The sequence below is a fragment of the Bacillus sp. FSL R5-0820 genome (assembly GCF_038593385.1).
In the GTDB taxonomy this organism is placed as follows: domain Bacteria; phylum Bacillota; class Bacilli; order Bacillales; family Bacillaceae; genus Bacillus; species Bacillus altitudinis.
Window position 1 is genome coordinate 2,848,671 of record NZ_CP151991.1, and the last position, 22,893, is coordinate 2,871,563.

Genomic DNA, 22,893 nt, shown 5'->3' on the forward strand with positions numbered 1-22,893 from the left:
AAGCCTGCCCTTTTCAAAAGGCAGGCTATTTCTTTTCCGTCTTCACATTCACTTTTGGAATCAGAATGATCATGACAATGATGCCAAAGGCGATCAAGATGCCAAAAATGATTGGCAGAAGCGCCGATCTCTGCTTTTCATGATCATCGCCAGAAGGCGTTGATACAGCCGAATCGCTGAAAGAGATATTCATCTCTTTCATCATACGAGCTGGCGTTTTAGGCGGATTTTCTTTCAGATCACTAAAAATTTGTGGCGAAAGTTGACCACCAGAGGTCTTAGGCGGGTCAGCAAAGTGAATGTCCGTTTTGACTTTAGATGTTGTTTTGCTTTGTTCGTATTTCGTTTGATCCCTCAATATACTCGAATTAATATTGAGGTTCTTTTCTTGATATTCATTCGGCTTGACATTCGTATCCGTATCTTCACCTGTAGCAGCAAAAGCAGCAGGACTGAGGAGAAAAAGGGATATGACACCAAGTGCCATCCCTTTGACGAATAGATTAAGCCTCATGAGTGACATCACGTTCCTCTGTTTTGTCTTTCCATAGCTTCTTCACTAGTGGAATGACCATGAACAATATCGTTAAAATCAGTAGCCCTGTGATGCCCATACCGAAGTTGTCTCCATTTCCATATTGGATAGACAGATACACGTCTGTCACTGGATTTGTAAAATGGAAGTTTGGCATGACCAAATCAATTAACGGTGCAACAAAGAAGAATATAAGCGCCGTTGCTGCCATCCATCCGGCAATTGAACCGAAAAGGAAAGCTGTGCGAATAAAGGCAGAGCATGCCACTAGCAGCAAAATCGTAAAGATGGACCATTGAATGGCTTGGTCATCAGCTAGTTTGTAAATGTTGAGTCCAAACAGGCTGATCATGAGCCCGACTAACAGATTTAAAATACCAAACAGTGCACCTTTGACCAGCATTGGCGCTGACGCATAGTACGAGCTAAAAAAGCCAATCAACAAACTGCTGATCATGACAATAACCAAAATGACTACTGGCGGTACAGTCTGCGTTTTTTCTTCTGGCACATCGCCGCTAATTTTCAGCGGATTGGCTAAATGGTTATACACATAGTTGCTGTTGCCTTGATCGTCTAAAGTGTTGCCTAAAATACCCTTCAAATCTTGTTGAACAAGCTTCGTAGAATTGACATTCTTACTCCAGTTTTCGTTCAACGTATCTGCTTTTTCTTGAACGGTTGTGACACTTTCTTCAATATTATTCGTATAATCCGCCACCCCTTTTTGGCGGTCGGTTAACGAACTCATATTTTCAGAAAGACGAAGCACTTCCTGACCAATTGAATCCTGTGCACTCACAACAATCGAACTGCCCGCAAGGTCTGCCGTATACACCGCATCTCCTTGATCAGCCATTTGTTCAGCTACTGTGTCCGCACTTTCAGAAATGGCATTTAACTCCTGTTCCATGCTTGCCTGCTGAGTCGAAATGTATTCTGCGTAGCCATCTGAGAATTTTTGCATCTCATCAATAAAGGTAGACACATCATCATTTGACGTCAGCATTTGATTTTTGAGTGTATCCCAGTTTTCCGTTTCTTCTTTTTTGATGGCAAGGATGGACTGGATTTCATCTCCTTTTGTGTCTAGTAGAGATGAGTTGTTTGTTGGTTGATATAGATTCCCAAGCATCATCTCTAGCTGAGACAGTTGATTGGAGTATTCCATTAACTTTTTGGTGCTTGTTGAATTTGTTTTAAACTCTTGATCAAATATTTTCGTATTCACAGTGTTGCCAATCGGCGAGTTTACTCGTTTCAGCTCTTGCACTTTGTTTAAAATAGAGGATTCCTGATTTTTGATTTCATTCGGAATGACGTTATATCGATCTTGTAACCTTAGAATCATCTTTTCAAGCTTCTCTACTTTTTTCGTGAGGCTTTCAAGCTCCTTACTCATTTGACTTACTTTGTCTTTCAATTGGTCGTTATGAGCGGCCGCTTTTTCTTGAATCTTCTTTTTCACTTCTTCTAAACGATTAGACAGTGCTTTCAGGTCGTCTTTTGATTGATTCGTGCCGCTGTTATCTGGCTGAACAGCATCCTGGCCATTTTCACTCTCTTTATCATCTTCATTAGTAGGAGGTGCAGTCTGATCTTCTAATTGATCAGCTAGATCGTTCATTTCCGATGAAATTTGCGAGAGTTCATTTGTTTCATCATCTAAGTTAATGCCAATCTCTTCTGGGTTCTCGTTATCTTGATCTGATTGCCCGTCATCATCAGGATCAGCTGGCTGCTCGGGCGCGTTCATTAACTCTTGCCTTTTTGTCTCTAGCTTATTCTGCAAGGCGATGATCTTACTTTTATAGGCCTCTAAGTATTGACCTTCATAATTCTTCAATAGTTCTTCTTGAGACGCCTTCACAAGGTCCGTTAATCCCGACGATTGCTTAGGAATTACGTCTTCTCTTGCCCTTTGAACAGATTGAATTGCGCTGTCCGTTGTTTTAAGCTGACTTTGGACCCCATTGATGTCGGTTTTTAGTCCGCCCATTTGATCGCTAAAGCTGCGGGCATTTTGATTTTGGATCTCCGCAAGCTGTTTGAGTCCTTGCTGGATTTGTTTTTTGCTTGTGGATTGCGATTTGATCAAGAGATCCTTTTGTTTGTCTTGATACTGCTGATATTGATCAACTACTTTTACGAAATCCTTCAGCTGGCTTTTCGCTTCTTCTGTTGTACTTAAACCGTCTTTATACTGCTTTTGTGAATCGGCCATCGCATTTTTTAGTTCTTCTATTTGTTTCTTCTGCTGCTGGACGGCATCAGATAGTTTGTTTGAATTTGGCTTATAGAAGTTGTACATCGTGTTTTGGAATTCGACCTCTTTGCCAACAATATGCTCAAACTCTTCTCTGACATTGCCGATTTCCTGTGATACAAAACTCCAATATAAAGTCGACATTTGTTCATTCATTTTCTTTTGAGCATTTTCTAGCTCTCTTTGTACTTTTTCTTTATTCACTGCATTGAGCTGATCTTGGATTGAGAATTGGATAGATGCCTTCTCAGGATGATCCTTATCATAGCTCAGCACATTTTTAGAGAAGTCAGATGGAATATAGAGAACTGCATCGTACTTTCTATTTTTCAGTCCATTTTCTGCCGCACTTCGATTGACGACTGTCCATGTGTAATCTGGACGCTCTGATAATGCCGCCACCACATCCTGTCCGAAACGAGCGGTATTTTCACTTTCGCTCGCCCCCATATCCTCATTGACCACTGCAATGTTACGTGTGGCATTCTTTTTCTGTTTTGCCGGATCATCCCCAATGAGATGGAAAAATAGAACCGGCAAGACGAGAATCAGTATCATGGTCGACACGATTTTGATGGAGCTTTTTTGCTGCTCTGTCATTGAACACTCTTCCTTTCTACCGCACATAAAGGAACCTGGATTTTCTTCTCTTTCCCGTTTTCAACCAAATATCCGAATCCTGGCTGAATCTCTGGTTCTTGTCTTGCATACGGAAGCGGTATGATGTTTTGCTCTGATTTTTTCATCAGTAACATGGCATGACGAACTTGTTTGATTTCGTTTGTGAGTGCATCATAGCCTTTACTGAATTCGGTATGATTCCCTGATGCGATCAGGCTGAAGCCTAAGTGTGCATATGACTTCATGAAATCAGCCAATTGATCTTGAAGACGCGGGTCGATTGTCTGCTGAAAACGCGTAATGCCATCAATCACAAGCACAATTTGAGAGAACGACAACTGATCAGTCTCTCCTCGGCGCACAGCTTCGACGTACATCTCTTCACGCACCTTGAATAAACGATCTATTTCCTCTGCCCATTCTGTGATATCATCCTTTGTTTCAAGGTAATCAATGTTTTCTTCTTTTGCATAATGAGAGAGCCCCCGATCAATCGAATCAAAGACGGCCAGCTTCTCAGGTTTTGCTACTAATAGCTGATCAAGCATTAGTTTGGTCACATTTGTTTTCCCTCGCTGCGTTTGACCGATGATGAGGCAGTGTTTATTCTTCTTCAAGTCAAAGTAAACAGGTGCAACAGATTCCTCATCTAGTCCGACTGGAATGTGATACGGCTGTTTTTGTTCTTCTAAGCGACTCTCTAGCTCCCAAATGGTCAGCTTATCAGGAAGCATCGGCACAGGTTTTGGTTTTTCAGCTGATTCAAAGCGAGCGTCTAGAAGCTGGATCTCTTGTTTTAAATGCTCAAACAATTCGAGATCGTTCTCTCCTTCGACTGGCAGGAACATTTGGGCAAAGTAAAGCTCTTCTTTGTTGATAATGACTCTGCCTGGAACTGGCTCTAAGCTGAATTTCGGTCTGCCAATAATGGAGTATGCCTCTCCTTGATCCATTAAGTAATGGACAATCTTTGTTTTCAAGTTGTTCATAAGCGATTGGCGTACTGCGTTGACACGAGTCGCTGTGATTAAGAAATAAATGCCCAATGATTGTCCATCACGGCTTAACTGAATAAATTCAGATTCGAGTTCATGCATTTCGTCTTTCACAATGTCAAAGTTGTCAATCACGATAAATATGAATGGAAGCTTTTTCTCATTCAACGCATTATACATTTTGATATGACTCATTTCCTGCTGTCTAAATAAACGCTTGCGATATTCAACCTCTTCACGCAGACGCTTCATCGACTTTTGAATCTTCCTCATTTGATCCATTAAGAAATAATCAGCCGTATGCGGAAGTTTGGCAAGCGGTAGCAAGGTGCCGTTACCGAAGTCATAAATATATGCATGCCATTCTTCAGGTGAATATCTTTCTGCGAAGCTCATAAGCAGTGTTGTTGCAGCAAGTGATTTGCCGTAGCCGGATGAACCGAAGATGCCAATATTGCCATCCTCCATCATTTGATAAGAAAGTGGATGCTGGCTTTGCTGATCTGGCTCATCGACAAGAGCAAAATGGAAAACGTGCTCTTCACTTGATGCATAACGTGTTTTTGGAATCCGCTCTTCAAGCGGTGGAAGCCATGGACTCGGAAGCTTTTCAATTCCAAGCTCCTGCTGCATACGTTCAATTTCATCCACAACAGCGGAAATTTCCGTCACTGTCTCTTTTTTCACTGCTGGCTCTGTACTTACCCCTGATAATGGGATCAGTCCAGTGTCCGTTACAATGGCAATGTCATCTTCTGATCCGTAGCCATCTTCCATATACGGTGCACCGCTCCAAGCCGACTGGAATAATTCATAGATTTCATTGTTCCCCACTTGTAAATATCCACGACCTGTCACGGTAATTGACGCTGCATCACTATTTTTCAAAATTTCCTTACTGTCTGATGCATCTTGTACCTTTAATGCGACTTTAAAGCGGGAGTTACTCCAAATTTGATCATCAATGACCCCGCCGGGCTTTTGTGTCGCCAAAATGAGATGGACACCGAGACTTCGTCCAATCCGAGCGGCACTGACAAGCTCTCTAATAAAATCTGGCTCTTCACTTTTTAATTCAGCAAACTCATCAGAGATTAAGAACAAATGAGGCATCGCCTGTTCCGCCTTTTTCTCTTTATAGAGTTTCGTATAGTCATTGATATGATTCACATGATACTGATCAAACAAGCGCTGTCTTTTCTTCAGTTCACTTTTAATAGAGGCAAGTGCTCTTTCACTAAAGTTTTTGCTACCTTCAATGTTTGTGATCGTACCAAGTAAGTGCGGAATATTTCGGAACGGCTGCGCCATTCCGCCTCCTTTGTAATCAATAAGCAGGAACGCCACTTCATGCGGGTGAAAGTGAACAGCCAAGGATAAAATATACGTCTGTAAAAACTCACTTTTTCCTGATCCCGTTGTTCCTGCTAACAGACCATGCGGTCCATGTGCTTTTTCATGCAGATTCAGATCGACAATATCGTTTTTTCCTTTATAACCGATAGGCACAGATAATGACTTTGCTGTTTCAGATGTCAGCCATTTTTCACGAATGCCAATGTCATCTACCTGTTTGGCATGAAACAGGTCAAGGAAGGAGACCGTTTCTGGAATCGAGTTGGTCATCCCGACTTGATGATCTAATGTTCTTAAGGTTCTGGCAAACAGCTCATTGTCCGCTCGCTCATGTGCATCCAGCTGAAATGGAATTCGTACGGCCTTCTTATGCTGAATGAGAATATCTCCTTCTTCTTCGTTAATGTAACGAACAAGCGTTGAAATATTTTCAGCCAAGCTTTCCTTTGTTTCTGCCGCAAAGATAATTGAGATGCCTAAATCCGTCCGGCTGCCTTCTAGGTATTCTAAAATCACATGTTCCGCAATGAGTTCATGGTTTGTCACGATAAACACAAAGTGAGGCGTAAAGATTTTCTTCTCTTTTTCCTCTTCCAGATCACGCTCTCGTAAAATTTCATAAATAGAAGACAAGAGCTGATCACGTGTTTGTTCGTTATATATAAACCCTTTCCCGTATGTATGAGGAAGTTGGAAGTGCGGCAGCCATTTCATCCATTCCCAGTTCTCATACTCCTGTTCATTAAAGATAAAAACAAATCTCAAATCATGATAGCTGTGCGAGAAAGCAAGCTGGCCGACAAGCTGGTGAAGCTCATTTTTGACAATTGCTGGTTTTCCTATTAATCCGGTTGGACCGTCCGCAAGACCGAACGTAATCGGTACATCTTTTACCTCGCGATAGACGTTTTGCATATGCTGTGTTTGTTCCATTAAATCATCGATGTCACGATTGGCCATATCGCCGCCGCTCGTCGATAATTCATAACTTGAAGGAACTGCACCTGTCCCTAGACGCAGCTGTAAAAAATCATCACTGACAAGTGTCTTTTCCCAAATACGCCCGCTGATTTCTGACGTCAAATATTTCATTTGTTCAAAAGACGGATAATGATACGTTAAAATAAATTGTTGACGGTCATACAGCTCTTGTAACTCTTTCCGCTTATTTTCTAAGTAAAGAGAGTAAACGCGTTGCCGCTTCTCTTCTCGTCTTTTGCGCTGTGATTTCTCTTTAAAATATTGAACGGACGATGTAATTAACGTCATAATAAACATTGCCATCGACACGACAATAAAGATGCCTCGCGGCTGTACAAGGGCCACGATCCCCATGACAATCAGCATGACAAGCGGCGGGAGAACTACAAGCCAAAGTCCTCTGCCGTTATTTTCACTCTCCTGTGAAGGAAAGCTGAAAGACACCCGGTCATCTGGCAGATCGTAAATCAAACGCGGTGTTCGTCTGTATAAAGGATATTTTTGTTTCGTTTCGGTACTCGGCGGCCTTGTTTTTTCTAAACGTGTTTGAAATGGTTCAAATGCTGTTACTTGCAATAAATCATCATCTTTCAATGACAGCGTCAAAAAGTTCCAAAACAGCTCATCTCCAGCAAGAAGCTGCTGTGGACCGTGCAGCTGTTTCCCGTTCACATAGATCGTTTCATCTTGGGGAATCACATACCAAGTGCCTTCTATTTTTTCCAACGTGAAGGATTTGGCATCTTGAAACATTGAATGGGCTTCTTCTTTCCACACATCCGCTTCATCTATTTCTTCACTTGAAATAGTCACTTCGACTCTATTTCCTAGGTAATAAATGGTTTGATCATGATGTGAATCCATCAACATGAGTGTGAGTGAACCAACCTGATATGGTTCATGTGGAAGTAAGTGACCTTTCTTTTTTTCGCCCTGATAAAGAGAAAAGCCGTCATTCGTTTCATCTGGAGATAAACGAATCAATCCTTCATCAAACGAAAGGGAAGGAATCGTTACTGTATGCTCTATTTCAGGTCCAATCACAGCTTCCCGGTTGAACTGCTCATCTAAACGGACGGTTTGATAATCTTCCTCATAAAAAACCCATAGAAGACTCAAACGCTCCACCTCCTCATCGGACAGCACCAACTGTCAGTTGTATCGAAAGAATTATTTTTTCTCATCTTTTTTCGTCTGAGAGGTTTTCTTTTTTGCATCAGATTCTTTCTCTTTTTTCTCCTGATCGGCTTTTGACTGCTCTTTTTGTTCAGCTGTTTCATCTGTTTGGCTTGCATCTGAGGAGTCATTGGTGCTCGTCTCCGTTGTTTCTTTTTCTTCATACTTCGCCATTTCCTTAATGATTGGATCTAGCTGTTTTTGTTTTTCTTCAGCAGATAGGCTGTCATCATTTTGAATTTCATTGCGGTAGGCGACGAGTGCTGTGAATATGTATCGGTCGTCCCCGAGCACCCTTGCAATATCCAGAGCTTCCTTGCTATTGCCTTGTCCAATATGAATCCAGAACAGGAAGTATTGCGGGTCTGTCTGTAATGTGTACGTATCCGTGATTTCTTTTTTGTGCTGGTCAAGCAATAGATTCCCTTGATTCGTTTGCACATACGAAATGGCCAGTTCATATTGAAGAGAGACTGGCATTTGATCGGCTTTGTATTTTTCGAGCGTATCCACCACTTGGCTGTACTGTTTATTGAGATAATATTTGTTCGCTTCCACATACGCTTCTTGTTTCGGCATGGCGAAAAAGAACGTGTAAATGGTATACACCAATGCAGGAATCAAAAGAACAAGGAGACCCAGTCCAATGTATCGTTCAATCTTCCATTTCTTTTTTGGAATGGTTAAGAGCGTCTTTTCTTTTGCTTCGATGGCTTCTATTTTTTGTTGAATTAATGCAGACAATTCTTCCAGTGACTGTGTATCACTTATTTCCTTTGCCTGCTCAGATAATTTCAACGTATCATGATAAGCCAAATATTCTTGAAACTGATATTCATGGTCCACCACTCGAAGAATGACGGCTTTGACCTCTTTTAACAAACGATGTTGGTCGGTTTCATATGGCGGGATGCTTTCTTTGACCCCGTAATGCAAAAATGCAGGCGCTAAGCCTTGATGAAAAACAATGTTTTCAGGAGAAACAATAGGATGCAGCCGCTTCACGTCGTGTTTGCACACTGCATCGACAAGCTGGTATGAAAAAATCCATTTGCTTTTTTCATCCTTTGCATGGATGAAACGAAATTCCTGATAGGCAGGAGGCGGTTGAATCGAAATGATGACCTCACCTTCGGTTAATTGGATCTCTTTTTTAAATGAAGGATTGATGTCTTTAATCGGTGCCGCTTCTAAACCGTCTAAGAGTTTAATTGTCTCTCTTTGAAAAATGAAGGTGTAAGTGCCTTCCTCTTTTTTCATGACTGCTTCTAATTGTTCTTCTAAATAGGAACTCTTTTTATCTGCCATTTACAAAAGTCCTTTCATAGTATTTCCAGCCTGTCTCCTGTGGTGATTCCACAGTCTGACAGCTTATATTCGCCTGAAAACACAGCTTTCTTATTGACTACACGCACCCATCCGCCATCTCGTTTAGGTAGTGAGATTTGTTTTGCCTGCCAGGCGATATGGATGACTTGTTTAATATGTAAATAATTTGATAGTCTCAAATCAAACACACTGCCATCATAGTTTTTTAAGTCGATGGTAATATCGATATACACAAATTTCCACCTCACAAAATAGAAAGAGCGCCGGCATCAACTGACAGACTCGGCGCTTTTTCTGCTTTTCACACTTAGAAAGGAAATCCCTTTGATTAGCCGCGGATTTGGCTAGCGATGTCTTGGTCAGTGCTTTCAAGTGTATTTGCAGTTTGATCAAGCTGATTGCTGACATCTGTTAATAGATCAGACATTTTGATGAATGAAGGTTTAAGCTGTTCGTATTGATCAGCGAATGCTTCACTAGAAGCACCTTCCCACATTCCTTTTAGGTCAGAGATCATTCTATTTAGACGATCAACTTGGTTTAACACTTCTTGACTTTCAACACCATATTGCTTAGCGGTCGCTCTTAGTTCTTCTGGGGTTACGCGAATAATTCCTGACATATTCCTCATTACCTCCCGTGCATAGCCGCCATATAATGGGCTAATCCACTTATTTTTTGACGTTATTATTATAAAAACAGAAATGATACACAGTCAAACAAATCTGTTTTTATTTTACAAAATGAGTCTATAGAATTACTGTTTTTTCGCTCTTTATCTAGTATTTAACAATTTTTTGGTCATATATTCTTAATAAAAGGGCGTGCACTTCGATGAATCTTTCCGCCTATTGATTTTTTACTACATTATTATTGTACTATTTCTTTTTGTGATCAACGCATGACCAATGTGCTCATTTCTCAAGCTTTTTGTTTTTTTAATGATTATGGCATTTTCTTGTTGATTTACGTACCTGATTCTCTTCATAATGTAAGTACGTGAAATATTCGAAAAAGCAGGGGTTTTTTATGACAAAAAAGACAGATCCATTTAAGTATAGCCTTGATCGTTTAGAGGATGTGGCAGACCAAATTAGTGATGTGCTCAATTGCCCTATTACTATAGAAGATACTCATCATCGATTATTAGCCTATAGCACACATAATGATTTCACTGATCCCGCCAGAACTTCAACCATTATCTCCCGCCGTGTACCGGAAAAAGTCATTAATCGGCTTTGGAAAGACGGTATCATTCCTACACTCCTTAAAACAGATGAACCGCTTCGCGTACCTCAAATTGCAGAAGTCGGTCTATCCAGCAGGGTCGCCATTTCCATATGGAAAGACAAAGAGGTGCTCGGCTTTATCTGGGCAATTGAATCCACGCAGCCTTTTTCAGATGAAGAAATGGACCTTCTCAAGATGGCAGCACATGCCGTGAAAAACAAATTACTCAATTTACAAATTCGAAAAACGAAAACAGAAGAACGCAATCAGGAGCTATTTTGGAAGATGCTCACAGGACATATTCATGAAAAGGATGAGATGCTTGATCTCTTCTTGAGGCTTGGGATGAGATGTCCAGACACGTATGCCATTATTATCTTTCGCCTTCGTGATGAACTCACAGAAGATACGGAAAAGAAGCTCTCCTATCTGCTTGAAACAACGCAGCAAGTGCAGGTGCTTTTAACAACTGTTGATTTTAACGAATTCATTATTCTTGTCTCGCCAAAAACAGAACATCCGCTTCAAGATATTAAACAATTCACAAGCGGCATGCTAAAGCAGTTGTCTGATCGGTATCAGATCCATCACGTTCAGGCGGCCATTGGTGGAATTTATGATCACATTACTCATATTCAGCCATCCTATAAAGAAGCACTGGCAGTCTTAAAAACAAAAGAACGCTTTCCTGTGGAAACAGAACAATTGAACAGCTTTTCTGAACTGGGTATTTATCAATACTTAGATGTGCTTGCTGAAAAACGAAAGGGATCGTCTTATTCCAGTTACTCTTTATCAAAGCTTGAGGATTACGACCTCAGGCATCATTCCAACCTCGTCGAGACCCTTGAACGATTTATTGATTGTGACAGCAACGCCAATATCGCCGCAAAGCAGTTAAATATTCATATCAACACACTGAATTACAGACTGAAGCGGATTACGGACATTGCAGAAATTGATTTAAAAAACATGAATGAGAAAATGACCATTTATCTTGATATGAAGCTAAAAAACGTCCCTTTGTGAAATTTCACAAAGAGGCGTTTTTTAATTTTTTCATTCAACCGAAGAATTTTCTAAACTTTCAGGATACACTAGACATACAATATCAATAGATAAGCATAGGAGGAATTGATATGATCATCGGCATTCCGAAAGAGATTAAGAACAATGAAAACCGGGTCGCATTAACACCAGGAGCAGCATCTCAATTGCTTTCAGCTGGACACCAGATTTTAATTGAAACGAACGCTGGTTTTGGAAGCGGATTCACTGATGACGATTATGTATCTGTTGGTGCAGAGATTCTTGATCAAGCGAAAGATGTGTGGGCATCTTCTGATATGATTATGAAGGTAAAAGAACCATTACCAGAAGAATATTCATATTTCAGAGAAGGTCTGATCTTATTTACGTACCTGCATCTTGCAGCAGAGCCCTCCTTGGCTGAAGCATTAAAACAAAAAGGTGTGACAGCCATTGCTTATGAAACGGTAACGGACGGAAAATCACTCCCTCTATTAACGCCAATGTCTGAAGTTGCAGGTAGAATGGCTGCTCAAATTGGTGCTCAATTTTTAGAAAAGCCAAAAGGCGGAAAAGGCATTCTGCTCGCAGGCGTGCCAGGAGTATCGAGAGGGAAAGTCACCATTATTGGCGGCGGTGTCGTTGGAACAAATGCAGCGAAAATGGCGATCGGACTTGGCGCAGATGTCACTCTTATTGATTTAAATGCGGAACGATTACGTCAGCTGGACGATCAGTTTGGTCATCAAATGAAAACGTTAATGTCTAACCCTGTTAACATTGCAGATTCAGTGAGCGAGGCAGACCTGCTCATTTGTGCGGTTCTCATCCCAGGTGCCAAAGCTCCAACCCTTGTCACAGAAGAAATGGTGAAACAAATGAAGCCTGGTTCTGTCATTGTCGATGTAGCCATTGACCAAGGCGGGATTGTGGAAACAATCGATCATATCACAACACATGATCAGCCTACTTATGAAAAGCACGGCATTTTACATTATGCTGTTGCCAATATGCCAGGAGCGGTTCCGAGAACATCGACAGTTGCTTTAACAAACGTCACGGTCCCATACGCACTGCAGATTGCAAATAAAGGCGCTGCAAAAGCGATCAAAGAAAACAAGGCGATTGCTGAAGGCGTCAATGTGATGAACGGACATATCACCTATGAAGCTGTCGCTCGTGATCTCGGCTATGATTATGTGCCTGTTAGTAAAGCCCTTGAAACCTCTTCCATGACCGAAGCTTAATATCCAGCCCGCCCTTTTCAGGGGCGGGTTTTATTGTTAACCTAAAATAAAAATGAGTTGACAAAAGAACCTCTTCCCCTTAATCTATTTGTACAGATAAGACAGGGGGAAATATCATGCAAAAGAAGACAAGAACAGCTGACTTTGTGCTCGTCGGGATGTTTGCTGCACTCATGGCTATCGGAGCCAATATCACATCCATTGTGCCATTTTTACAGGTCGGCGGAATCCCACTTACGATGCAGCCGTTTTTTTGTGTGCTTGCTGGTCTTTTGCTGGGCAGACGACTTGGCGCATTGGCCATGATTGTCTACGCTCTTGTTGGGATCGCTGGTGCACCTGTATTCGCACAGTTCTCGGCGGGTCTCGGCGTTATTTTAGGAAAAAGCGGTGGCTTTGTGTTATCATACATTCCTGCTGCATGGCTTGCCGGATTCATTCTTGAAAAAAGACAAAACCCTGGTTTTGGCCGCTTTTTATTTGCAGCCATTGCAGGAACGACCGTGATGTATGTGATCGGGACAACTTATACGTACATCGCATTAAATGTATGGCTGAATGCACCAATCTCTTATCAAACCACATGGTTCTTCATGATTTGGTTTATGGTAAAAGACTATGCGCTGACCATCCTCCTTGCGATGCTAGCACCTAAAATTTATCGATCTGTTTCAAAAGCTACATCCTTTCGAAAAGAACAAACAGCTTCCTAACATCAGAAAAGGTTCCTTTACTCTAAGAGTAAGGAACCTTTTTTCATTTATAGCATAATTGCCGCAAGCCAGCCGAACAAGACGAGCGGGATATTATAAAAGGCGAATGTTGGGACACATGTACCCCAAATGTGGTGATGCTGTCCATCCATATTCAGTCCAGATGTTGGTCCGAGTGTACTGTCGCTTGCAGGTGAACCTGCATCTCCTACAGCCGCAGCTGAACCAATAATCGCAATAGTCGCCATTGGGCTGAACCCTAAGTGTAAACAAAGCGGTACAAAGATCGTCGTAATAATCGGAATCGTTGCAAATGATGAGCCAATGCCCATTGTCACTAGCAGACCCACCAGTAGCATTAAAATGGCCGCTAAGCTTTGGCTGTTTCCGATAAATTGAGAAGATGCCTTGACGAGAGATTCAATATCTCCTGTTTTCGTTAAAACATTGGCAAATCCAGCTGCAACAAGCATGACAAATCCGATAAATGCCATCATGTTCATGCCAGATGTAATCAGCGCATCTGCTTCATCGCGTTTCATCATTCCCGTTACAAACAAGACAAGCAAGCCTGCAAGCGCACCGAAGATCATCCCTTCGACTCCAAGGCTTTGAGAGAGATATAACTGAACAATAAGTGATACAAGGATCGCAAGTCCAGCAAAGAATAAGCTCTTTTTTGTATATGCTGATTTTTCTACATCCGTAATGTCACGATTTTCATATGTTTTTGGCTTACGATATACAAAGAGTGAAACGATCAAGCCAAGAACCATGCCGCCTACAGGAATCAGCATCGCATACGGAATGTCTGCTAAATTCACTGTTAAACCTGCATCTTTCATGTTGTCACGAAGCATTCCGTGAAAAATCTGTCCAAAACCGACCGGAAGTAAAATATATGGTGCAGTAAGTCCGAAAGTCATCACACATGCTAGCAGTCTGCGGTCAATTTGAAGCTCGTTAAACACCTTTAATAATGGTGGGATTAAGACCGGAATAAAGGCAATATGAACAGGAACAACGTTTTGAGAAAAACAAGATACGATCAAAATGACCAGAATAATGAGCACTTTTGATAATGTTTTTCTTCTTGAATCGCCTTCTTTTCCAAGAAGCTTTACTGCTCCTTCGACCATGGCATCAGGAAGACCCGTTTTCGTCAGTGCGGCTGCGAATGCACCTAATAGTGCGTAACTAATCGCCACTGTCGCATTTCCGCCAAGACCGTCAGTGAACGCTTGAACTGTTCCCCCTAGACCTAATCCACCTGCAAGTCCGCCCGCTAAAGCACCAAGTGCCAGCGCAATCACGACATTGACCCGCAGCAAGCTTAATATCAACATTAAAACAACCGCTAAAACAACTGCATTCATGGTGAAACCCCCGAAATCCTTTAGTTTACTAATGTAGTAGATAATTAAAGTACCAACGTATGTTACCATAGAAAATTTACTTCGTCAAATGGCGTATGTCCTACATAAAAAGCTCTGCCAGTTGGCAGAGCTCAGATTGTTGACAAAGGGCTAAAATGAATTTTATTTTAGCCCTTTGTCTTCTTTTCAGCGTGATAGAAAACCTTTGCAGTCTAGGAAGGACGAGCATCGGCGCGGAGCGAATTTGACATTCGTGAGCACCGAAGCGCAGGACTGACAACGAATGCGAGGATTTGTCTACACGCTGAGCTCTGCCAGTTGGCAGAGCTTCCGTCGTTATTTCTTCGGTTCAAATCGTTCCACAAATGTCGCTAATGATCTAACCATCACACCTGTTGCTCCTGTTGGTCCAAAGCATGAAGGCTTTTCTGTCGTAGCTGTTCCTGCAATATCTAAGTGAACCCAAGGGGTGTCTTCAGCGAATTCCCCAATGAATGCACCTGCCATGATCGCATGACCATCACGACCTGGTGAGTTATTCAGATCAGCCATTTTGCTGTTTCTTACTCGTTTTTTATCTTTTTCGGTGATTGGCAGCTGCCAAATCATTTCCCCGCATTCTTCTGATGCCTCTTTAAACTGGGCATACAGTTCATCGTTATTTGTCATCACGCCTGTTGTTTCATTCCCAAGTGCCACAATGACACCGCCTGTTAATGTTGCAACGTCTACAAGAACAGAGGCACCGTGCTGCTTCGCATATGTCACACCGTCTGCTAAAACAAGACGACCTTCTGCATCCGTATTAAGCACTTCGATTGTTTTGCCGCTTAGTGAGACAATGACGTCATCTGGCTTCATGGCATCTGCTGAGACCATATTATCTGTTGAGGCGATGACCGCAATGACATTCTGCTCTGGACGAAGTTCACCGATGATTTCCATTGCGCCTAAAACAGAGGCTGAGCCGCCCATATCTGTTTTCATCCCCACCATACTTGCTCTTGGCTTTAAGGAATACCCACCTGTATCATACGTAATACCTTTACCGACAAGGCCGATGACGTCTGTCCATTCTTCCTTGCCTTGATATTTCAATACAATCAGCTTTGGTGGTTCTGTTGAGCCTCTATTAACGGCTAGAATACCGCCCATTCCGAGCTCTTCCATTTGTTCTTTATCTAAAATTTCAATCTCGAATTCATATTTATAAGCAAGCTCAGCCGCATAGGAAGCAAGATCAGAGGACGTGAGCATGTTCGGCGGCATATTCACAAGTGTACGAGCCGAATTGACCGATTGTCCGTAGACTTCGCCCACTTTCAGACTTGCCTGAACTTCAGCTGCATCATGATCCGTCGTTGCATAAACAAATTCGATAAAGCGATCCGGTTCATTCGTTTTATGTTTAAAATCTTGTAATTCATATGTAGCTAAAAGGCAGCTTTCAGAAAGGGCATGGGCTGCATCTTGAACAGGCAGATCCTTTCCTGTGAATGTATCAAGCAAGACCGAAACCGCTTGCTTTTTATCTTGATGAAGCTTTTTAAATAAATGCGCAAACACTTCCTTTGCCTCTTCAAACGTGTAATCTGACTCCTTCCCAAGCCCGACAAAATAAATGCGTTTAATGCCGGTTTCAGGGGATGGGAAAAATTTCGAAAGCTGATTTCGTTTAGATGAAATATCGCCTTCTTTTAATAATTCAGTGATTCTTCCTCCATGTAACTCATCCATTTCTTTTGCTTTTCCTGATAATTGGCTCTTTTGAAAAAGTCCGATGGCCAGTGTATCTTTATGTTGCAACTCATTTGTCGAGAAAAACATATTTATCACACGCTCCTTCAATGAACTCCATATTTCACATTGGAACTTCTATTATATCAAAATTTATGTGCTGATACGATCATTGCCAGCCTGTCTTCTCTTGAAGAACATTTATATTTTGGCACGCGGAAGGGCATCATGAAAAAGCGGCAGTGATCCATAGCAGCCTGTCCATGGTCTCCTCGTTCCACATCTACTTTCTTTAATGTTATAATGAACATGGACTTGGCAACAGTTCTTACTGCCATCATTTTTTTATCTTACTAGGGTAAATACTCCATCATTTTGCACGTTATTTTTTCTTAAAGAGAGGATGTTTCTTGTTCATGAGCGTACTGACGAATTTTCCGCTGCTTGCCAGCCTTGCAGCCATCTTTTTTGCACAATTTGTAAAAGTACCGATTCAATTTATCATTTCTAGACGACTAGATTGGTCGCTCATTACAAGCACAGGCGGAATGCCAAGTTCACACTCCGCAGCAGTAACAGCACTCTCAACAGCAGTTGCTTTAGAGCACGGGCTAGGAACATCTATTTTTGCCATTTCCGCCATCTTTGCCATTATTACAATGTTTGATGCGACTGGTGTTCGCAGACAGGCAGGAGAACAGGCAACTGTCCTAAACAAACTGGTCACAGATTTTAACCGGTTTGTTGCCGAGGCAAAGAACTTCCCAAATGCGGAAGAAAAAGAGAAGCAAAAGAAATTGAAAGAGCTTCTTGGGCATAAGCCAATCGAAGTCTTCTTCGGCGGCTTAACAGGAATCTTGCTCACTCTCATCTTAGATTATTACTTCATGTAGAAGCGAAAAAGCTTTGGACCTTTTGAGATCCAAAGCTTTTTTATTCTTTATTGGCTTGAAACTGCTGCCGGAACACTTGCATCGATTCCGCTTCATTCAACTGATTTAAGTCTTTTTCTGTCAGCGTTCCTTCACCCTTTTTAATCACATAAACGTCCAGCACTTTTTTACCCCATTCTCTATACACATCATCAACCGTTTCATAATATAAATCAAGCTTATGACCTTTAATCGCTTTCCCAGTATCTGCGACTACACCATAGCCATAATTAGGGATAAACAGGACAGTTCCTATCGGAAAGACAGATGGGTCCGCTGCCACGGTTGAATATAAATCACGTTTTACTTTGACGCCTGAATATGTAATGCCATATGCATGATGTTCTTTCGTCTTACCTGTTGATTCTACACCTGCTGTATAACCTGTGGCGACAACCTTTTGCTTCGGATAATCGTTCCAATTAAATGCTTCTTCGAGAGAAACAGCTCGCAAATCGTCACTTTTCACCGCCATCGTCTGCCTTTTTGGATGCTTTAAAAAAGAAGATACGTGCTTACCGGCATCGGTCTCTTTCACCCATGCAGCTAAATCACTTGGCTCTACGCCAGATATGCCCGTAAAGCTTGTCATCAAGGCAAGCATAAACAGGGCTGTCATGAACAATCGTTTCATCCATGTTTTCATCTCTATTTGTCACTCCTCTACCCATCTATTTGTTTCCAAACAAAATGGAAACTATGCAAAGGAGAAACAAAAAAACCCACTTGCGTGTAGACAAGTGAGTTAAAACATTTGATAGCCTCTTTTACGAAGGGCATTGATGACAAAACCTGAGGCAATGGCACCAACTAGACCACTTAATAAAATGATGATATCTGCCGCAGCAAGAGAAACGATGCGGTCTCCTATCCCGGAAAAAGCAATACCTGGTTCTCTTACATAAGCGATCATCTTTTGATTATTGATAATGAAAAGGCATACAATTGGATATAAAATTGCCATAATCCATGACATTCTCAGCAGCATATTCAGCAAAAAGCCAATGCCGAAGAATAACACGAAAAATAAAATAACTGAAATGATAACGACTGGTAAACTGATCACTTCATCTCCACCCCCAAATATCCCATCATTAGTTTAACTTGGAAATAGAGATGAAGTCAATCAATGGAAAAAGCCGTAAGATTAATGCTTCTTTCCTGTCCCTTTACATTCCTCACATGTTTCTGATCCGCCGAGCAATAACTGAAAATACCCTTTTCCTGAACAATACTGACAAGTTGACTTTTTTTCTTTCGTTTGTGCATTCATATTGCTCACTCCTTAATCTAAATTTTCTGATAATTAATCATAACATATTTTTCTGTCCAGTACCAAGTGAGAAAATATTCCGTAAAACATGAAAAAACGTGTACCACAGGGATACACGTTTTTGTCTATATCGGTTTAGAAGAACTTGAATTTTCCTTTTTTCAGAACAAGTCCTGGTCCGCCAACCATGAATAATGAACGGTTGTCGATGATTTTTTTCATTGCAGAAGCTTTTGTTCCTTGAAGTTTTTTACCAAACGCAACACCTACAGCGTCGTGTTCACCAAGAGAAGCAACTGTTCCTTTGATGTCTGGCTTAAAGCTTTCAAGCGTGCCACCTTTTACTAGTGCTGCAAGGTTTTTCGCTACTGTTTCACCTTGCTGCATCGCAATTTGTGCAGTAGGTGGATATGGACGATTAATTTCTTCATTGATGATTAATGAGCAGTCACCGATGATGAATACATCTTCATTTTCTGGTACACGAAGATCTGGAGACACTTTTACGCGGCCGCGCATGTTTTCAAATCCAGCTTCTTCAACGATTGGGTTACCACGTACACCAGCAGCCCATACAACAGTTTCAGCTTTGATTTCTTCTGTATCATCGTCTTTTCCAACAATGATGCCTTCAGGCGTACATTCTTTGATCGCTGTACCGATTTTGAACTCAACACCTTTACCTTGAAGGTAGTTCATCGCATAGTCGATCAATTCAGGATCAAATCCTGGAAGAGCTGTTGGTGCAGCTTCTACACAGATAATACGCACGTCTTTTTGATCAATATCATACTCTTTGCAAAGCTCAGGTACACGGTTTCCAAGCTCACCAAGGAACTCAATACCTGTGAAGCCTGCACCGCCGACAACGATTGTCAGACGCTCTGGACGCTTTTCAGCATCTGTATTATAAGTCGCAAATTGAAGCTCAATATGCTCACGAAGCTGACGAGCAGAGTTAATGTTAGAGATTGAGAATGCATATTCTTTCAGTCCTGCAATACCAAATGTTTCAGGAACAGCACCAAGCGCAACAACAAGGTAGTCATAAGAAAGTTCGCCATCTGATGTCACAACTTTCTTCTCTTCCTTATTAATGCTTTCAACTGTTGCTTGTACAAAGTTGACACGGGAACTGTTAATCACATCTTTGATTTGATAACGACAACGGTCATGATGAAGAGTACCTGCACTTGCTTCATGTAACCATGTTGTTTCGTAATGATAATTATGCTTGTTCACAAGAGTAATGTCCGCATCATTTGTGCCAAGCTGTTTTGTTAATCTTGTTACAGTCATTAATCCGCCATAACCTGCACCTAATACAACGATTTTCGGTTTATTCACTGGAATCACATCCACCTTTTTTAAATTTGCTGTAAAACGGATAAAGAATTACATATCGTTATTCTCAACCGCTTTGCGGCATTTTATGAAATTTAAACAAAAAATAAGTATGTGAAAATCTGAACTTTCACCTACAAAAAACGAAAGCATTTGACCGTATCCGACAAAAATTCATAAAAAATTAATATTTAGTTCCCTTAACAATAATAGCGAGTTCTGCTCCTTTTTTCAAGGCTTTAAACTGAAAATCATTAGGATAAACGGTCTTTCTCTCTTTTTTCCCCTTTTCACAGCATCGGCATCAAAAAACGACAAGTTTTTCAAAACAAGTCAAACGACGATATGTGGTATGATATGATATAGTGATAACAATTTTCATTTGGGAGGATTAAGGAATGCAAGAAGATTCTAAGGTATATGACATTACCGTTATCGGGGGCGGCCCAGTCGGATTGTTTACTGCGTTTTACGGAGGCATGAGACAGGCAAGTGTGAAAATCATTGAAAGCCTTCCTCAGCTCGGCGGTCAACTATCCGCTCTTTACCCTGAAAAATACATTTATGATGTGGCTGGTTTCCCAAAAATCCGCGCACAAGAATTAGTTGATAATTTAAAGGAACAAATGGATAAATTTGATCAAACCATTTGCTTAGAGCAAGCTGTGGAAACGGTTGAAAAACAAGCAGACGGTATTTTCAAACTCGTTACAAACCAAGAGGTTCATTATTCAAAAACAATCATCATTACAGCTGGTAACGGTGCATTCCAACCGAGAAAGCTTGAGCTAGATGCAGCAGAATCATTTGAAGGAAGCAACCTGCATTACTTCATCAATGACCTGAACCAATTCGCTGGCAGACGTGTTGCTGTTCTTGGCGGTGGAGACTCTGCGGTTGACTGGGCACTGATGCTTGAGCCAATCGCAAAAGAAGTGTCGATTATTCACCGTCGTGATAAATTCCGTGCACATGAGCACAGTGTAGAAAACTTGCACAACTCGAAAGTCAATGTGCTGACACCATTTGTGCCAACTGAGCTCATTGGTGAAGAACGCATTGAACAAATTGTACTTGAAGAAGTGAAAGGCGATAAAAAACAAGTACTAGATGTGGACGATGTGATCGTCAACTTCGGTTTTGTTTCCTCCCTTGGACCAATCAAACAATGGGGCCTTGAAATCGAAAAGAACTCTATCGTGGTCAAATCCACGATGGAAACAAACATCGAAGGCTTCTATGCGGCAGGAGACATCTGTACGTATGAAGGAAAAGTCAAATTAATCGCAAGCGGATTTGGTGAAGCACCAACTGCTGTGAACAACGCGAAAGCCTACATGGACCCGAAAGCCCGTGTACAGCCGCTCCATTCCACAAGCTTATTTGAAAATAAATAAGAACGGATCAAAAAAAGGAGTTCCATCTGCGGAACTCCTTTTTTGTTTATTTAAAAATCCCAATATAGGCATTCGCCATTCCAAGTACCATTGCAGCAAGTAACACCACAACAATTCCTGCCACAACCAAAATTACCCGATCCTTCACACGTTCCTTTTTCGGAAGCGGCTTGTCTATCCCGCAAGACGGACATGTTTTTGAACGATACGGAATCAGTTCATGACAGTTCCTGCAATTGATTTGTTCACTCAAACCTCAGCAACCTCTTTTCTGATGACAGTATATGTTTGGTTCTCATGATACTCTTTTCGAGGGGAAATAGCCAGTTGTGAGGACAAGCTGTAACAAAATTGAGCGATTTACAAATTGTTTAAGAAGGAATGGAATGAATGAAGGTTTGATTGGTTCAACCGATATAAGAAGTAGAAGATTGTCATGAAGGATAGGTGGAAAGATGATAAAGCGTTTCATGATTAGTTTGAGCTTGTTACTGATGATTGGCGGCTCAGTAGAAGTGTTCGCAAAAGATTATAACAAACATTATGCTCAATTCGCTGCCGGATCGAATATGGATGTTGATCAGCTAGAACCTTTTTTAACACATGTGTCCACTTCGATTTTGGATTCTGGTTTGAGTAATCAAGAAATCAAACAGATACTCACCAACGTTCAAAAAATGAATAAAAACAACGAAACAAAAAGAATGAGCACTTTTAAAGTAATGTATCTTGGAGAACCAGCCAATATGAAAATTGAGGTTGAAGTTCATGTGGAAGATGGCAATAAAGAAGTGGTGATCTATTTGTTTAGCACCGAAGAGTTGGTAGATGTCTTGGATAAAGAACTATTGAAAATAGAAGAAGCAATGGAATAAGAGATGCTGAACGAGCATCTCTTTTATATTTGTCTTTAAAAAAAGCCTTCTTGTTCATAAAGCAAACAAACAAGAAGGCTTATCTTTATCCATGATCAGATATTAACACTCTTCCGGCGTACCGGTATTCGTGGCTGTTCTGAACGAAGAACCGCATCCGCATGACGCGATGGCGTTCGGATTGTCAATCGTGAAACCGCCGCCCATTAGTGATTGTTTGAAATCAATGATGGTGCCGTTCATGATGTCAAGGCTTTCGGAGTCGACAAGAACCTTGATGCCGTGCTGTTCGAACTGCGTGTCTTTCTCTGAGACTTCATGGTCAAAGCCCATCCCGTATGAAAGACCGCTGCAGCCGCCGCCTTTTACGCCCACTCGCAGGAACGCATTTTCTTCTTCATGTTCTTTCATCATATCTTTAATCTGCAATGCAGCAGCTTCTGTAATCGTTACTGGTGTACTCACGATCATCCCTCCTTTT

At 41.4% G+C, this 22,893-nt stretch carries 21 protein-coding genes; 6 read left to right on the forward strand and 15 right to left on the reverse strand.

Annotated features, from left to right (window positions below; genetic code table 11):
- Positions 1 to 25 precede the first annotated feature (25 nt).
- From essA to NST15_RS14865, 6 genes are all read right to left on the reverse strand, one after another.
- A complete protein-coding gene (gene essA / locus NST15_RS14840; protein WP_041091830.1) occupies positions 26 to 523 on the reverse strand; it encodes a type VII secretion protein EssA in 498 nt (165 codons plus the stop codon).
- On the reverse strand, positions 504 to 3,401 hold the full coding sequence (gene esaA / locus NST15_RS14845) for a type VII secretion protein EsaA (RefSeq protein ID WP_342498611.1): 2,898 nt from the start codon (positions 3,399 to 3,401) through the stop codon (positions 504 to 506). Before esaA ends, essA begins: the two co-directional genes overlap by 20 nt.
- Positions 3,398 to 7,873, reverse strand: coding sequence for a type VII secretion protein EssC (essC, locus tag NST15_RS14850; protein ID WP_342498612.1), 4,476 nt, complete (start codon positions 7,871 to 7,873; stop codon positions 3,398 to 3,400). Before essC ends, esaA begins: the two co-directional genes overlap by 4 nt.
- A gap of 51 nt (positions 7,874 to 7,924) precedes the next feature.
- Positions 7,925 to 9,238: a type VII secretion protein EssB gene (gene essB, locus NST15_RS14855; RefSeq protein ID WP_045034547.1), complete on the reverse strand. Its 1,314-nt coding sequence runs from the start codon at positions 9,236 to 9,238 to the stop codon at positions 7,925 to 7,927.
- Positions 9,239 to 9,252: 14 nt separating this feature from the next.
- On the reverse strand, positions 9,253 to 9,492 hold the full coding sequence (locus NST15_RS14860; RefSeq protein WP_008345897.1) for an EsaB/YukD family protein: 240 nt from the start codon (positions 9,490 to 9,492) through the stop codon (positions 9,253 to 9,255).
- 95 nt (positions 9,493 to 9,587) lie between these two features.
- The gene (locus NST15_RS14865; RefSeq protein ID WP_003213769.1) at positions 9,588 to 9,881 is read right to left on the reverse strand and encodes a WXG100 family type VII secretion target; all 294 of its coding nucleotides are present in this window, start codon (positions 9,879 to 9,881) and stop codon (positions 9,588 to 9,590) included.
- Between the two features lie 407 nt (positions 9,882 to 10,288).
- Here NST15_RS14865 and NST15_RS14870 point away from each other — a divergent pair, with 407 nt between their 5' ends.
- The 3 genes from NST15_RS14870 (at position 10,289) to NST15_RS14880 (ending at position 13,478) form a co-directional block, all read left to right on the forward strand.
- Entirely contained in the window at positions 10,289 to 11,518 is a 1,230-nt protein-coding gene (locus NST15_RS14870; protein WP_046526545.1) for a PucR family transcriptional regulator, read from the forward strand.
- Positions 11,519 to 11,628: 110 nt separating this feature from the next.
- The gene (gene ald / locus NST15_RS14875) at positions 11,629 to 12,765 is read left to right on the forward strand and encodes an alanine dehydrogenase (protein ID WP_048002196.1); all 1,137 of its coding nucleotides are present in this window, start codon (positions 11,629 to 11,631) and stop codon (positions 12,763 to 12,765) included.
- Positions 12,766 to 12,881: 116 nt separating this feature from the next.
- Positions 12,882 to 13,478, forward strand: a complete 597-nt coding sequence (locus NST15_RS14880; protein WP_008345905.1) for a biotin transporter BioY — start codon at positions 12,882 to 12,884, stop codon at positions 13,476 to 13,478.
- Positions 13,479 to 13,525: 47 nt separating this feature from the next.
- On the opposite strand, the gene NST15_RS14885 is transcribed toward NST15_RS14880, so the two are convergent.
- The 3 genes from NST15_RS14885 to NST15_RS14895 form a co-directional block, all read right to left on the reverse strand.
- Positions 13,526 to 14,854: a Na+/H+ antiporter family protein gene (locus NST15_RS14885; protein WP_008345907.1), complete on the reverse strand. Its 1,329-nt coding sequence runs from the start codon at positions 14,852 to 14,854 to the stop codon at positions 13,526 to 13,528.
- Positions 14,855 to 15,190: 336 nt separating this feature from the next.
- A complete protein-coding gene (locus NST15_RS14890) occupies positions 15,191 to 16,681 on the reverse strand; it encodes a leucyl aminopeptidase (RefSeq protein WP_255234037.1) in 1,491 nt (496 codons plus the stop codon).
- A 56-nt stretch (positions 16,682 to 16,737) separates the two neighbouring features.
- Positions 16,738 to 16,929 carry a hypothetical protein gene (locus NST15_RS14895; RefSeq protein WP_341298832.1) on the reverse strand — a complete coding sequence of 64 codons (192 nt, stop codon included), beginning with the start codon at positions 16,927 to 16,929 and terminating at the stop codon, positions 16,738 to 16,740.
- A gap of 78 nt (positions 16,930 to 17,007) precedes the next feature.
- Between NST15_RS14895 and NST15_RS14900 the strand changes: the two genes are divergently transcribed.
- Complete coding sequence (locus NST15_RS14900; protein WP_008346791.1) at positions 17,008 to 17,484, forward strand: divergent PAP2 family protein; 477 nt, start codon at positions 17,008 to 17,010, stop codon at positions 17,482 to 17,484.
- A gap of 40 nt (positions 17,485 to 17,524) precedes the next feature.
- Here the strand turns inward: NST15_RS14900 and NST15_RS14905 are convergent, their stop codons facing one another.
- The 4 genes from NST15_RS14905 to NST15_RS14920 form a co-directional block, all read right to left on the reverse strand.
- The gene (locus NST15_RS14905) at positions 17,525 to 18,169 is read right to left on the reverse strand and encodes a 3D domain-containing protein (RefSeq protein WP_007500437.1); all 645 of its coding nucleotides are present in this window, start codon (positions 18,167 to 18,169) and stop codon (positions 17,525 to 17,527) included.
- A gap of 99 nt (positions 18,170 to 18,268) precedes the next feature.
- A complete protein-coding gene (locus NST15_RS14910; RefSeq protein ID WP_017367973.1) occupies positions 18,269 to 18,589 on the reverse strand; it encodes a YuiB family protein in 321 nt (106 codons plus the stop codon).
- Positions 18,590 to 18,670: 81 nt separating this feature from the next.
- Positions 18,671 to 18,796 (reverse strand): YuiA family protein, encoded by a 126-nt coding sequence (locus NST15_RS14915; protein ID WP_008346797.1) that lies wholly within the window; start codon positions 18,794 to 18,796, stop codon positions 18,671 to 18,673.
- Between the two features lie 135 nt (positions 18,797 to 18,931).
- A complete protein-coding gene (locus tag NST15_RS14920) occupies positions 18,932 to 20,149 on the reverse strand; it encodes an NAD(P)/FAD-dependent oxidoreductase (protein WP_162149727.1) in 1,218 nt (405 codons plus the stop codon).
- A 389-nt stretch (positions 20,150 to 20,538) separates the two neighbouring features.
- Between NST15_RS14920 and yumC the strand changes: the two genes are divergently transcribed.
- Entirely contained in the window at positions 20,539 to 21,537 is a 999-nt protein-coding gene (gene yumC / locus NST15_RS14925; RefSeq protein WP_008346801.1) for a ferredoxin--NADP reductase 2, read from the forward strand.
- A 46-nt stretch (positions 21,538 to 21,583) separates the two neighbouring features.
- Here yumC and NST15_RS14930 read toward each other — a convergent pair whose 3' ends face one another.
- Positions 21,584 to 21,790 carry a hypothetical protein gene (locus tag NST15_RS14930; RefSeq protein ID WP_008346803.1) on the reverse strand — a complete coding sequence of 69 codons (207 nt, stop codon included), beginning with the start codon at positions 21,788 to 21,790 and terminating at the stop codon, positions 21,584 to 21,586.
- Positions 21,791 to 21,992: 202 nt separating this feature from the next.
- On the opposite strand from NST15_RS14930, the gene NST15_RS14935 reads away from it, so the two are divergent.
- Positions 21,993 to 22,412 carry a hypothetical protein gene (locus NST15_RS14935; protein WP_342498613.1) on the forward strand — a complete coding sequence of 140 codons (420 nt, stop codon included), beginning with the start codon at positions 21,993 to 21,995 and terminating at the stop codon, positions 22,410 to 22,412.
- A gap of 102 nt (positions 22,413 to 22,514) precedes the next feature.
- On the opposite strand, the gene erpA is transcribed toward NST15_RS14935, so the two are convergent.
- Positions 22,515 to 22,877: an iron-sulfur cluster insertion protein ErpA gene (gene erpA, locus NST15_RS14940; RefSeq protein WP_008357254.1), complete on the reverse strand. Its 363-nt coding sequence runs from the start codon at positions 22,875 to 22,877 to the stop codon at positions 22,515 to 22,517.
- Positions 22,878 to 22,893 lie beyond the last annotated feature (16 nt).